Origin of the sequence: Terrabacter sp. NPDC000476 (assembly GCF_040300125.1) — a bacterium.
GTDB lineage: Bacteria > Actinomycetota > Actinomycetes > Actinomycetales > Dermatophilaceae > Terrabacter.
Window position 1 is genome coordinate 861,601 of record NZ_JBEPDF010000001.1, and the last position, 12,580, is coordinate 874,180.

10 protein-coding genes and 1 tRNA gene are annotated in these 12,580 nt (G+C 75.1%); 2 read left to right on the forward strand and 9 right to left on the reverse strand.

The features are described 5' to 3' along the window. Positions 1 to 23: 23 nt before the first annotated feature. Positions 24 to 1,349 (reverse strand): FUSC family protein, encoded by a 1,326-nt coding sequence (locus ABT295_RS03995; protein WP_352393114.1) that lies wholly within the window; start codon positions 1,347 to 1,349, stop codon positions 24 to 26. Between the two features lie 63 nt (positions 1,350 to 1,412). Beyond that, entirely contained in the window at positions 1,413 to 2,414 is a 1,002-nt protein-coding gene (locus tag ABT295_RS04000; RefSeq protein WP_352393115.1) for a YihY/virulence factor BrkB family protein, read from the reverse strand. Positions 2,415 to 2,597: 183 nt separating this feature from the next. On the opposite strand from ABT295_RS04000, the gene ABT295_RS04005 reads away from it, so the two are divergent. After that, on the forward strand, positions 2,598 to 4,289 hold the full coding sequence (locus ABT295_RS04005; RefSeq protein WP_352393116.1) for a serine/threonine-protein kinase: 1,692 nt from the start codon (positions 2,598 to 2,600) through the stop codon (positions 4,287 to 4,289). A 36-nt stretch (positions 4,290 to 4,325) separates the two neighbouring features. Here the strand turns inward: ABT295_RS04005 and ABT295_RS04010 are convergent, their stop codons facing one another. From ABT295_RS04010 to ABT295_RS04025, 4 genes are all read right to left on the reverse strand, one after another. Then, entirely contained in the window at positions 4,326 to 4,487 is a 162-nt protein-coding gene (locus tag ABT295_RS04010) for a hypothetical protein (RefSeq protein WP_352393117.1), read from the reverse strand. A gap of 167 nt (positions 4,488 to 4,654) precedes the next feature. Beyond that, positions 4,655 to 6,424 (reverse strand): selenocysteine-specific translation elongation factor, encoded by a 1,770-nt coding sequence (selB, locus tag ABT295_RS04015; RefSeq protein ID WP_352393118.1) that lies wholly within the window; start codon positions 6,422 to 6,424, stop codon positions 4,655 to 4,657. Between the two features lie 3 nt (positions 6,425 to 6,427). Next, positions 6,428 to 7,741: an L-seryl-tRNA(Sec) selenium transferase gene (selA, locus tag ABT295_RS04020; protein WP_352393119.1), complete on the reverse strand. Its 1,314-nt coding sequence runs from the start codon at positions 7,739 to 7,741 to the stop codon at positions 6,428 to 6,430. 38 nt (positions 7,742 to 7,779) lie between these two features. Beyond that, positions 7,780 to 7,875, reverse strand: a tRNA-Sec gene (locus tag ABT295_RS04025). Between the two features lie 96 nt (positions 7,876 to 7,971). On the opposite strand from ABT295_RS04025, the gene selD reads away from it, so the two are divergent. Continuing rightward, positions 7,972 to 8,976 carry a selenide, water dikinase SelD gene (gene selD / locus ABT295_RS04030; RefSeq protein ID WP_352393120.1) on the forward strand — a complete coding sequence of 335 codons (1,005 nt, stop codon included), beginning with the start codon at positions 7,972 to 7,974 and terminating at the stop codon, positions 8,974 to 8,976. Positions 8,977 to 8,994: 18 nt separating this feature from the next. Here the strand turns inward: selD and ABT295_RS04035 are convergent, their stop codons facing one another. From ABT295_RS04035 to ABT295_RS04045, 3 genes are all read right to left on the reverse strand, one after another. Beyond that, complete coding sequence (locus ABT295_RS04035) at positions 8,995 to 10,308, reverse strand: L-lactate MFS transporter (protein ID WP_352393121.1); 1,314 nt, start codon at positions 10,306 to 10,308, stop codon at positions 8,995 to 8,997. Positions 10,309 to 10,377: 69 nt separating this feature from the next. Then, positions 10,378 to 11,484 (reverse strand): NrfD/PsrC family molybdoenzyme membrane anchor subunit, encoded by a 1,107-nt coding sequence (gene nrfD / locus ABT295_RS04040; protein WP_352393122.1) that lies wholly within the window; start codon positions 11,482 to 11,484, stop codon positions 10,378 to 10,380. After that, complete coding sequence (locus tag ABT295_RS04045; protein ID WP_352393123.1) at positions 11,481 to 12,578, reverse strand: 4Fe-4S dicluster domain-containing protein; 1,098 nt, start codon at positions 12,576 to 12,578, stop codon at positions 11,481 to 11,483. The genes nrfD and ABT295_RS04045 overlap by 4 nt, the downstream gene beginning before the upstream one ends. Positions 12,579 to 12,580 lie beyond the last annotated feature (2 nt).

Below are 12,580 nucleotides of genomic sequence, written 5' to 3' on the forward strand. Positions count from 1 at the left end.
ACCGGCCGCCGGCCGCGCCGACCTCAGCCGGGACCGCGGTCCTGCGTCCCGGCCGAACGGCGGGACCACCGGAGCCGGCGCACGCGGCCCCACAGCGCCGACGACGTGGGTGGGAGGCGCACGGGGGCGGTGTCGGTGGGCACCACGGCCGACTCCCCCGCGAGCTCGAGCTCGTGCACGGCCCGCACCGAGTCGCTGAGGAGGGCGCCGTAGACGGTCCACTGCTCGGTGTCGTCGAACGGCGTCGCTCGCACCTGCTCGCCCAGCTCGCCGAGCACCTCGAGCGCGTCGGCGACCGCGTCCCGGAAGGCCCGGCGGGAGTCGTCGTCGTGGCGACCGAGCTGGTGCACGGCGAGCGCCATCGACCCGAGCGCCTCGGCGTAGCGCGCCAGGAAGTCCGGTGACGGGGCCGGCCGCCGGTGCGCCTCCCGCGCGGCGTCGACGAGCGTGCGCCCGATGCCCGTGACGTGCCAGACCGTGCAGCGCACGGCGGTCACGGTGCGCTCGTAGCCGTCCCAGTCGACGTCGGCCGGCCGGAGGTTGTCGCGCGGGTTGAAGCGGGTGCTCTCCCGACCCGTGCGCACGTCGTCGAGCACGAGCGGGGCGCGCTCGGCGATCTCGTCGGCGGACCGGTGCCACCGGCCGGCGAGCTCCTCGTCCCAGTCGCCGGCGAGGCCCTCCGCCATGGCCTCGAGCAGCTCGGCGGCCTGGCGCGTCAGCGCCCGCACGCGTTGGCGGGGCTGCGTGAGGTGCAGCGGCGCGAGGACGACCGCGTTCACGGCGACACCGATCACCCCGCCCGCCACCGTCTCGACGATGGTCAGCGCGGTGAACTGCTCGTCGGTGCCCTTGGCGGTGATGAGCGCGAGCAGGACCATCGTCGGCACCTGGATGCCGTGGTCGCCGAGGCGCGACCACCGGCCGATGACGAGCGCGACGAGCAGCACCGGGGCGACCGTCCACCACGTGACGCCGACGTAGGTCGCGACCACCCACGCGACGCTGAGGCCGAGCACCACGGCGGCGATGCGCTGCACGCTCGCCGACAGCGAGCGCACGAGCGTGCGGTCGACGACGAGCAGCGCCGCCATCGGCGCGTAGAAGGGCACCGGGCTGTGCAGCACCCGCGTGGCGAACTGCCAGGCGAGCACCGTGGCGACGGCCGCCTTGACGAGCAGCATGACGGCGTCGCGCTCGGGCCCCGGCCGCGCGGCCGCCGTGCGCAGGGCGACGAGCCGCGTGCGGGTGTCGTCGCGGCACCGGCGCAGCGCCGGGGAGGTCGGCGGCGGGGCGGGCTCCGCGGCGGGGGCCGAGGTGGGTGCGGGTGTGGGCGTGCGTGGCGAGGTCATGGCAGAGGGGTCGCGTCCGGTCGGTCGTGGGGGCGGGGTCTGCCGCGTGGGCTCCGGGGGCGGTCAGTCGGAGCGCCGTTCGGCGGCCACCTCGGCCGCCCGGCGGTCGGCCTCGTCCATGGCCCGGGTGTCGCGGGGCTCTGCGAAGGGCTCGAGGTCCTCGGGCACCCCCTCGGCGATGGCCCGGCTGCGGTCGAGCTCCGCGTTGACCTCGGCCCCCAGCAGGATGGCGATGTTGGTCAGCCAGAGCCACACGAGGAAGACGACGACGCCGGCGAGCGACCCGTACGTCTTGTCGTAGGACGAGAAGTTCGCCACGTAGACGGCGAAGACCGCCGACACCACGAGCCACAGCAGCACGGCGATGACGCCGCCCGGGCTCACCCAGCGCACACCGCCCTGCTTGGCGTTGGGGCTCGCCCAGAAGAGCACGGCGAAGAGCACCGAGACGAGCACGAGCAGCACGGGCCACTTGAGCACGCCCCACACGAGCAGCGTGGTGTCGCCGGCGCCGACGAGCCCGCCGACCTGCTGGGCCACCGGGCCGCTCACGACGACGATGACGGCGCTCACGACCATGACGACCACCGCCAGCACGGTGACCCCGATCCGGATCGGGATGGTCTTCCAGATCGGCCGCCCCTCGGGGATGTCGTAGATGACGTTGGAGGCCCGCATGAAGGCCGAGACGTAGCCGGAGGCCGACCAGAGCGCCACGAGCAGCCCGAGGACGGCTCCCAGCCCGGCGCCGGTGCGGTTCGACTGGGCCTGGGTCACGAGCGTGCGCACGAAGTCGGCGCTCGAGCCGGGTGCCACGGCCTGCACCTGGTCGACGACCTCGGCCGTCGCGTCGCGCCCGAGCAGGCCGAGGGCCGAGACGAGCACGACGAGCGCCGGTGCGAGCGACAGCACGCCGTAGTACGTGAGCGACGCCGCGAGATCGGTCAGGTTGTCACGCTTGAACTCGCCCCGGGCACGCTTCAGCACGGCGACGAGCGATTCCCTGGGCAGGTCGGTCGGGCTGTCGGGAGCCGCTTCGCGGGAGGGGTCCGGTGTCGTGGCCATGCCCCACGCATACCCTCGCGGTGGCCCGTCACACCACGATCACCGCGGCGATCCACACCGCCGGGCGGGGTCCAGGGGGGTACGGGGCCATGGCGTCCGGCGCCGTTCGGCGGTGGCAGGATGGACGCTCGTGCGGGCAGACGGCCCCGCGATCCGACTCGGGGACCGAAGGGAGTGCGACCGATGGGCACCGACCCCGCGCAGGTCATCGCCGGACGGTACCGGCTGCTGGGTCGCATCGGCTCCGGCGGCATGGGCCACGTGTGGCACGCCTGGGACGATCGGCTGAGCCGCGCCGTCGCGGTCAAGCAGCTGCACTCCCTCGCCGGCCTGCCCGAGGCGGAGGCCCAGGTCGCCCACGAGCGGGCCATGCGCGAGGCCCGGATCACGGCGCGCCTGCACCACCCCAACGCCGTGCCGGTGTTCGACGTCGTCGACCACGACGGGCGCCCGTGCCTCGTGATGCAGTACCTCCCCTCCCGCAGCCTGCAGCAGCTGCTGGCCGACGAGGGCCCCCTCGCTCCGACGGAGGCGGCCCGCATCGGCAGCCAGGTCGCGTCGGCCCTCGCCGCGGCCCACCGCGCCGACATCGTGCACCGCGACGTCAAGCCCGGGAACGTGCTCATCGCCGAGGACGGCACGGCCCGGATCACCGACTTCGGCATCTCGCACGCGCTCGGTGACGCCTCGCTCACCTCGACGGGCATGGTGACCGGCACCCCCGCCTACCTCGCCCCGGAGGTGGCGCGCGGCGCGTCGTCGAGCCCGGCCTCCGACGTCTTCTCGCTCGGCGCGACGGTGTATGCCGCCACCGAGGGCGAGCCGCCCTTCGGCACGGCCGCCAACGCCATGGCGCTGCTGCACCGGGTCGCCTCCGGCGCCATCACCGCCCCGACCGACGGTCCGCTCGCCCCGGTGCTCCTGCGGATGCTCGCCGCCGCCCCCGAGGACCGCCCGTCGATGCAGCAGGCGGCGCGCGAGCTCGCGGCCGTGGCGGCCGGAGCCGCACCATCGGCCGGCGCGTCGACCCCGGCCGGCGCCGCCACCGAGACCGTCGCGGTGACGCGAGCGGCAGACGTGACGCGACCGCAGCAGGTCACGCCCGCCGTCGGCGCCACCCGCGCGCTGCCGGTGGCCACGCCGTCCGGCGGCACCCCGTCCGCTGCTGCCTCGTCCGGTGCTGCTCCGTCCGGTGCTGCCCCGTCCGGTGGCACGTCGTCCGGCAGTGCGCCGCGGCGCCGGCGGCGGACGCCGATGGCGGTCCTCGCCGTCCTCGTGGCCGGCGGCCTCGGCGTGCTCGGCTACTCGCTCCTGGGTGGCGACGACCCCGGCGCCGGCCCGTCGAGGGCCGGCGGAGCCGCCCCGACCTCGAGCGCGCCCGCCGCGACGACCCCGGCGACGCCGTCGCGCACGCCCTCGGTCGCGACGTCGACGGCACCACCGGTGACGGCTCCGACCACCTCGCCCGCCACCCCGTCGGGGACGGCCGGCACCTCGGACGAGCCGACCCCGTCCGCGCCGTCGAGCACGGATGCCGGGGGCACGCTCACGTCGGACTCCGACCTCGCGGGCGCGGTGCGCGACTACTACGCCCTGCTGCCCGGCGACACGGAGGCCGGGTGGTCACGCCTCAGCGACCGCTACCGTTCGACGACGGCGCGCGACCGCGCCACGTACGAGTCCTTCTGGGGCTCGGTGCGATCCGTCGACGTGCGGCAGGCCGCGGGGTCCGCCCCGGGCACGGCGCAGGCGACCATCCGCTACGCGTTCCGCGACGGGCGGCGCTTCGAGGAGCGCACGACCTACCGCTTCGTCGAGGAGGGCGGCCTGCTCAAGATCGACGCCTCGACGGTGCGGAGCAGCCGGCAGCTCTGAGACCGCCCCGGTCCGGGGCCGGCGGTTCCCGTCGGCTCAGTGCGCGCCCTGGAGCACCCAGGCCGGCTCGTGCATGCCGATGGGGGCCACGGTGCGGGTCGTGCACGCCTCGACGAGGCGCTGGAGCACGACGGCACGCTCGCTCAGCGTCATCCCGATCGTGGCACCGGTGTCGTCACCCTGGGGCACTGCGCTCATGCTCATCTCCCTGCTGGTAGCCACCGGTGCGTCGGCGCGAACCGGTGTGGGGGTGCGGCTGGGGGGCTGCAGGAACAGAAATAGCACCGCGTCGGGTCCGGCAGGTCCGACTTGTCCTTTCTTTACCTAAAACGACGGTTTATCGGCATCGAGTCACGCAGCGGCCCTCACCGTCGCACCTCGCGGTGCGACCCGTCGGTGCGACGGGTCCAGCCGCGCGCGTCGAGGTGCTCGAGCAGCGGGATGGCGACCCGGCGGGTCGTGGCGAGCGCCTGGCGCGCCTCGCTCGTCGTGAACGGCTGCGGCAGCCCGGCGAGCACGCGCATGGCCTGTGCGGGCCCCGAGGGCAGCAGGAGCACGTCGTCGGCGAGCCGCAGCAGTCGCCCGGCGGCGACGGCCGCCGCCACCTCCCGGGCGCCCAGGGAGGCCTGGGCGAGCTCGCCCTTCTCGGGCGCGGCGAACGGGTGCTCGCGCAGCCGGGCCTCGACGGCGCGCAGGCCGCCCTCCGCGACCGGCCCGAGCGAGGCCCGCACCCCGGGCAGCCACACCCGGCCCCCGTCGACCTCGAGACCGGCACCCGTCGCCACCGCCGCGACGAGCGCCCGGTCGGGCAGCCCCGCCGCCGACCGGGCGGCCTCGAGCGACAGCGCCGGGTCGAGCGGGTCGGCCACGGCGCGCGCCTCGAGGCCGGCCCGGAGCGCGGACGCCCACCCCTGCCAGCAGGCGGGGTCGACGAGCCAGTCCCCCACCTCCCGCACGGGCGGCGCGACGGCACCGTCGAGACGGATGCCGAGGGCCACGGCATCCGTGCGCCGCATCGCGCCCCGGCGCCCGACCTCGCGGGCGAGGTCGAGCCGACCCGTCTCGGTCGCGAGCCGCTCGCCCCGCCGCACGGCCGCGCCGCGCCGCGTCAGCGCGGGCGGGTCGGTGTCGACGACGAGGACGCCACCCGCCATCCGGCGCGGCCCCGGGTCGCGCAGGATGCCGCGGTCACCGGCCCGCAGCGGCAGCGGCCGCGTCAGGGCCAGCCGCGCGGCGTCACCACCGAGCGGGCGCACGCCGACCTCGACGGCGGTCGTGCCGACGTGCAGCAGGAGGCGGCCGGGCAGGTCGGTGGCGACGCTGCCGAGGAGGCGCACGTCGACGCTCGAGGTGAGCGGCCAGGCGCCGGGCGTCAGCAGGGCCGTGCCCCGGCCGACGGCGTCGGGGCCGACGCCGCGCAGGTTGACGGCCACGCGCGCGACGGCGGGCACGGCATCCCTGGGCTGCTCCAGCGACTGCAGCCCGCGCACCCGCACGACCTGGCCACCCACCTGCAGCTCGTCGCCGGTCGTGATCGTGCCCTCCGAGAGGGTGCCCGTGACGACGGTGCCGGCTCCCCGGATCGTGAACGACCGGTCGACCCAGAGCCGCACGCGTGCGGCGGTGTCCGGTGCCGGGAGGTCGGCCACGAGCCGGTCGAGCACCTCCCGCAGCCGGTCGAGCCCCGCCCCCGTGCGGGCCGAGGTGGTCACGACCTCGACGTCGCCGAGGCTCGAGCGCGCCACCCGCGCGCGGGCGTCGGCGGCCGCCGGTCCCGGGTCGGCGAGATCGCTGCGGGTCACGACGAGCAGGCCGTGGCGCAGCCCGAGCGCGTCGATCGCCGCGAGGTGCTCCGTGGACTGCTCGCGCCAGCCCTCGTCCGCGGCGACGACCACGAGCACGGCCGGTGCGGGGCCGAGGCCGGCGAGCATGTTGCCGAGGAAGCGCTGGTGGCCGGGCACGTCGACGAAGGCCAGCTCGGCCCCGGACGGCAGCGTCGTCCACGCGTAGCCGAGGTCGATCGTCATCCCCCGCCGGTGCTCCTCCTCCCAGCGGTCCGGCTCGATGCCGGTGAGGGCGCGCACGAGCGCCGACTTGCCGTGGTCGACGTGCCCGGCGGTCGCGACGACGTGCACGGCTCAGCCGCCCCCGTCGGCGGCCCGCAGGCCGTCGGAGAGCGCCTGCGCCAGGGCGCCGGCCAGCAGCTCGTCCTCGTGCGGCGGCACGCAGCGCAGGTCGACGAGGCAGCGCCCACCCTCGAGGCGGGCGACGACGCCCGGGTCGCCCCGACGCAACCGCACGGCGCACCCCTCGGGCAGCTCGAGCGCGCACCCCGGCAGCTCGAGACCCGGCGCGCCGCCGCCGCCGACCGCGCCGACGACCGGCACGACGCGCACGCCGAGCCGGTCGGCGAGGCGCTCGGTGCGGGCGCGCACCGCGTCGGCGTCCACGTGCAGGTATGCCGTCACGGGAGCACGCGGGCCACGCACCGTCGCCTCGAGCGCGGCGAGCGTCAGCTTGTCGACGCGCAGGGCGCGGGCGAGCGGGTGACGGCGCAGCCGTTCCACGACTGCGGCCTCACCGAGCACGAGACCGGCCTGCGGGCCACCGAGCAGCTTGTCGCCGCTCGCCGTGACGAGGGTGGCGCCGCGCCCGAGGGCCGTGGCGGCATCCGGCTCGTCGGGCAGCAGCGGGTCCGGGGCGAGCAGCCCGCTGCCGATGTCGACGACGAGCGGCACCCCGAGCCCGACGAGCTCGGACACCTCGGCGGCCGACGTGAAGCCCTCGACGCGGAAGTTGCTCGGGTGCACCTTGAGGATGCAGCCGGTGTCCGGTCCCACGGCGTCGGCGTAGTCCCGCGCCGTCGTCCGGTTCGTCGTGCCGACCTCGCGCAGCCGCGCGCCGGTGCTGGCGATGAGGTCGGGCAGCCTGAAGCCGTCACCGATCTCGACCATCTCGCCGCGGCTGACGACCACCTCGCGACCGGCGGCCAGCGCCGTCGTCGCGAGCACGAGCGCCGCCGCGCCGTTGTTGACCACGAGGGCGTCACCGGCCGCGGGGACGGCCGCGCGCAGGGCAGCGAGGGTGCCGCGCCCCCGGCGGGCGCGCTCGCCGGTGCCCGTGTCGTACTCGACGTCCACGTAGCCGGATGCCGCCACCAGCGCCTCGACCGCCGCCGCGGAGAGCGGCGCCCGGCCGATGTTCGTGTGCACGACGACCCCGGTGGCGTTGAGCAGGGGCCGCAGGCTCGTGGCGCGACCGGGCAGGCCGGCCTCGGCGACGCGGGCGACGTCCTCGGGCGCGATCTCGCCGGCGCGGGCCCGGGCCTGCGCGCTCGTGACGGCGTGCTTGACGGTGGCCTCACCCAGGCGGGCGACGGCGTCCGCGAGGGCCGGCGTCCCGAGCAGCCGGTCGGTGCGCGGGATGCGGCGACGCGGGTCGTCCTCGGCCACGCCGGGCCACCTCCTCGGGCGGGTCGTTCGGGTGCGATTGGCGGAGGTGGACGGGAATCGAACCCGCCAGACCGAGATGCTCGGTCTCACCGGTTTTGAAGACCGGGGGGACCACCAGGAACCCTGACACCTCCACGCGCCACCGTACCCAGTGGCCGCCCGCCGGCTGCGCCCGCCCGCCCCGTAGCCGCGCCGTCCCACCCGTCAGGCGCTCGGCATACAGTCGCCGCATGGACACGACGACGACGGCCCGCGGGGCGGCCCCGCGACTCACGCAGTTCGCGCACGGTGGCGGCTGCGCGTGCAAGATCCCCGCCGGTGAGCTCGAGGCCATGGTGCGCGGCCTCGTCGGCGTGCCGTCTCCCGAGCTGCTCGTGGGCCTCGACGACGGCGACGACGCCGCGGCGGTGCGCATCGACGGGGGCGTGGCCGTGCTCGCCACGGCCGACTTCTTCACGCCGGTCGTCGACGACGCGTACGACTGGGGGCGCATCGCGGCGGCCAACGCCCTGTCGGACGTCTACGCCATGGGCGGGCGCCCGGTGCTCGCGGTCAACCTGCTCGGGTGGCCGCGCGACGTGCTGCCGCTGGAGCTCGCCTCCGAGGTGCTGCGCGGCGGCCTCGACGTCGCCCGCCAGGCGCAGTGCCCCGTGGCGGGCGGGCACAGCATCGACGACCCAGAGCCGAAGTACGGCATGGCCGTCACCGGTGTGGCCGACCCGGATCGCTTGCTGCGCAACGATGCCGCCGTGGCCGGTCTGCCCATCAGCCTGACCAAGCCGCTCGGCGTCGGCGTGCTCAACAACCGGCACAAGGCGACCGGCGAGGTCTTCGAGGAGGCGGTCGCCTCGATGGTGGCGCTCAACGACCGGGCCTGCGCGGCGGCCCTCGAGGCCGGCGTCCGGGCTGCCACCGACGTCACCGGCTTCGGCCTGCTCGGCCACCTCTACAAGATGGCGCGCGCCTCGGGCGTCACGGCCGTCGTGGACGCCGCGGCCGTGCCCTACATCGACGGCGCCCGCCAGTCGCTGCGCGACGGCTTCGTGCCCGGCGGCAGCCGGCGCAACCTCGACTGGGTGCGACCGCACCTGCGCGCCTCGCTCGACGAGGAGGAGCTGGTGCTGCTCGCGGACGCGCAGACGAGCGGTGGGCTGCTCGTCGTGGGCGAGGTGCCGGGCGCGCCCGTCGTCGGCGAGATCGTGCCCCGCGGCGAGCACGTCGTCGAGGTGCGCTGAGCGCCCTCAGCGGTTCTGTCAGCGGCGCGCCGCCGCCCTCGTCCCGACGGGCCGGGCGGCGCGCGGCGTCGGCTTCTTGGTGACCAGCGGCAGGGCCATGCCCGCGAGGGCGATGACCCCGACGACGGTGAAGCCCAGCGTGTAGGCCTTGTCCTCGCCGATGAGCGAGGAGATGAGGAGCGGGCCGACGACGCCGCCGATGCTCCAGCCGATGAGCATGAGGCCGTAGATCGCGCCCGCGTTGCGCACGCCGAAGAAGCGACCCGCCGTCGAGGGCATGGTGCCGAAGGCGCCGCCGTAGCAGAGGTAGACGAGGGCGGCGAGCACGGCGAAGAGCGCCGGCGACGACACGTGCGGGATGAGCAGGAGGCAGACCCCCTGGATGCCGAGGATGCCCATGAACGCCGGCATCTTGCCGACGCGGTCGGACAGCCAGCCCCAGAGGATGCGCCCGCCGCCGTTGAAGAGGCCGAGGACGCCGACCAGGCTCGCCGCCGCGGCTGCCGAGTAGCCCGCCACGTCGCTCGCGCTGCCCGCCGCGACGGAGATGAGCGAGATGCCGGCCGTGACGCTGAGCGTCAGGATCGCCGTGAGGAAGTACCACTGCCGGGTGCCCAGCGCCTCGGACGCCGTGAAGTCGGCGTCCGGCTCCGCGCCCGCGGTGGCCGCAGTCGCGGTGGGGGCCGCCGTGTCGGTCATGCCGGGCGGGCGGTAGCCCTCGGGCGGGTTGCGGAACAGGACGGCGCCGATGACGACCGCGACGAGGTAGCCGATGCCGAGCGGGAGGAACGCCTTCGTCGGCATCGACGGGTCGCCCGCGATGAGCCGCTGGCCGAGCGGCGCGGTGATGACCGCGCCGAAGCCGAAACCAGCCACGGCGATCCCCGTGATGAGCCCCGGCTTGTCGGGAAACCACTTCTGCAGCATGGCGATCGGCACGATGTAGGCCATGCCGAGCCCGAAGCCACCGAGCACGCCGTAGCCGAGCAGGAGGATCCAGAAGCGGTCCGCGTCGGCGAACGAGGCGATCATGACGCCGATGCTGTAGATGATGCCGCCGGTCAGTGCCACGACCCGCGGACCCCGCCGGTCCTGGATGCGACCGCCGATGTAGCTGCCGATGAAGATCATGCCGATGGCGAGCTCGAAGGGCACCGCCGCCTGGGCCTTCGACCAGCCGAACGCCTCGTCGCTCTGCATGGCCTTGGCGAAGACGCTCCACGCGTAGACGGCGCCGATGGCGAGCTGGACGAGGACGCCGGCGACGAGGATGACCCAGCGGTTGGCCACCGGCTGGTCGGTCGTGCGTTCGGGAACGGCACTGCTGGTCATGGACTTCCCCTGTCGTCGGTGTCAGCGGGTGGTGGTGTCGGTGGGAGGTGGTGTCACTGCGCGGTCGATCTACCGCGCGGTGGTGATGGAGTCGTCGACGACGCCGGCGGCGCGGCGCTTCTCGAGGCGCTCCCGCTGGGGCTCGACGGTGTACTTCGGGTCGATGGCGGAGACCATGCCGGCCTCGAAGACCCCGAAACGGGTGCAGGCGGAGGCGGCCATCAGGGCCGCGCCGCTCACTGCGGCCGCGAGCCGGTTGCCACCCAGCACCGCGGCGCCGAGGGCCCCGCCGACCGTCAGCGCGCGGCTGGCCCTGAGGAGGCGCCCTGCCTTGCCCGTGCGCAACGGCTCGGAGAGCGTCTCGCCCAGCTGCTCCTGCAGGCGTTCGAACATGACGAGCTCGGCCACCGCGCTGACCGCGGCCAGCTTGCGGGCCGGGCCGTTCTCGCGCGTCGGCACGGCCATCAGCGCGAGGCCCGAGGCAGCGAGGTTCGCGGAGCTGACGAAGACGAACGGCAGCTCGCGGTAGGACTCGTGCCACGTCGGCGTGGCGGTGTCGGCCAGGAGCACCGCCGTGTAGGCCGCCAGCGGCGGGGCGAAGAAGGCGGAGCCGACCGTTGCCGGCCCGTCGGCGAGCCGCAACGCCTTCGATGCCAACGACACGACACGGCCGCTGGATCGCCTGGAGCCGGAACGGCGCTCGAGGAGTGGGCGACCCACCTCGGCCGCGAGGGCGGCGCCCGCGAAGCTGCCGAAGGCCGTGAGGATCCACGAGCCGACCGACATCGGCGAGGTGAGCTTGACCGTGCGCATCATGTTGAGGGCACGGCTCGGCTTGCCGAGGTCCTTGGCGAGCGCGGCGCCACCGAGCGCGGCCCCGGTGACGGCGCCGATGCGCCCGACGCGCTGCAGGGCGGGGTAGCCACGGGCGGCGCCACCGGCACCGAGCAGCGCCGAGCCGGCGGCGACGCCACCGAGGAAGAGGTAGGCCGCCACCTCCTTCTCCCACGGCGCGGGCTTGACGATGTGGCGCCCGTAGTAGCTGTCGAAGCTGACGTCGGGCACCATGATCGACTCGTCGCGGCGACCACCGGAGCCCTTGCCGCCCTTACCGCCCTTGCCACGGCGACGACCGAGGTCCGGCGGACGGTCGGCGTCGAACGGGTTGGTCGTCACGTGCGGCTCCCTACGAAGGAGGCCGCGGCCATGGCGAGCATGGCGAGCCCCGCGTAGCCGGCCTTGCGGAACATGTCGGGCAGGTCGGCCGTCGTGACACGGGGGTCCGGCGGCAGCCCGTAGACCTCGGGCTCGTCGAGCAGCAGGAACGTCGAGCCCGTGCCGCCGACGCCGTCGTTGTCGTCCACGCCGTAGAGGCGGGCCTCCGGGAAGCCCTGCTCGTGCAGCTGAGCGACCCGGGCGCGGGCGGTGGCCCGCATCTCGTCGAGGTCACCGAACTTGATCGACGTCGTCGGGCACGCCTGGGCACACGCCGGCGTCTGGCCGGCGCCGAGGCGGTCGTAGCAGAGCGTGCACTTCTGGGCGATCCCGACGTTCTTGACCTCGCCGTTGCTGGCGGCGTGCGACGGTGCGTTCTGGTGCGAGCCCTTCGTCGTGTCGCCCGCTCCCCCGGCGCCCTTGATGCTGATGCCGTGCGACTGGCCGGTCTGCTCGTGCCCCTCGTTGCCACGACGGCGTTCGATGACGCCGAAAGGGCAGGCGGCCACGCAGTAGCCGCAGCCGTTGCAGACGTCGTCCTGCACGACGACCGTGCCGAACTCGGTGCGGAACAGCGCGCCCGTGGGGCACACGTCGAGGCAGGCCGCGTGGGTGCAGTGCTTGCACACGTCGGACGCCATCAGCCAGCGGACGTCGGGGAGCCCGGTGTCGACGGGGCCGGGAGCGGTGTCCTGGAGCAGGTCACCGGGCGCGGACTGCGCCTCCCCGGCGGAGCGCACCGACGGCATACCGAGTGAGACGAGCTTGCGGCCCGACTCGCGCGCCTGCTCGATGCGGTCGCTCGTCTGCTCGACGAAGGCGACGTGTCGCCAGGTGCTGGCACCGAGCGCGCCGGTGTTGTCGTAGGACTGGCTCAGCAGGTCGAGGCCGTCCTCGGGCACGCCGTTCCACTCCTTGCACGCCACCTCGCACGCCTTGCAGCCGATGCAGATCGAGGTGTCGGTGAAGAAGCCCTTGCGTGGCTCGACGACGTCCCAGGCGGCGTCGGTCGCGGGGTCGGTGGGGCCGGAGAGCTGGTTGCGCCAGAATCCCAACG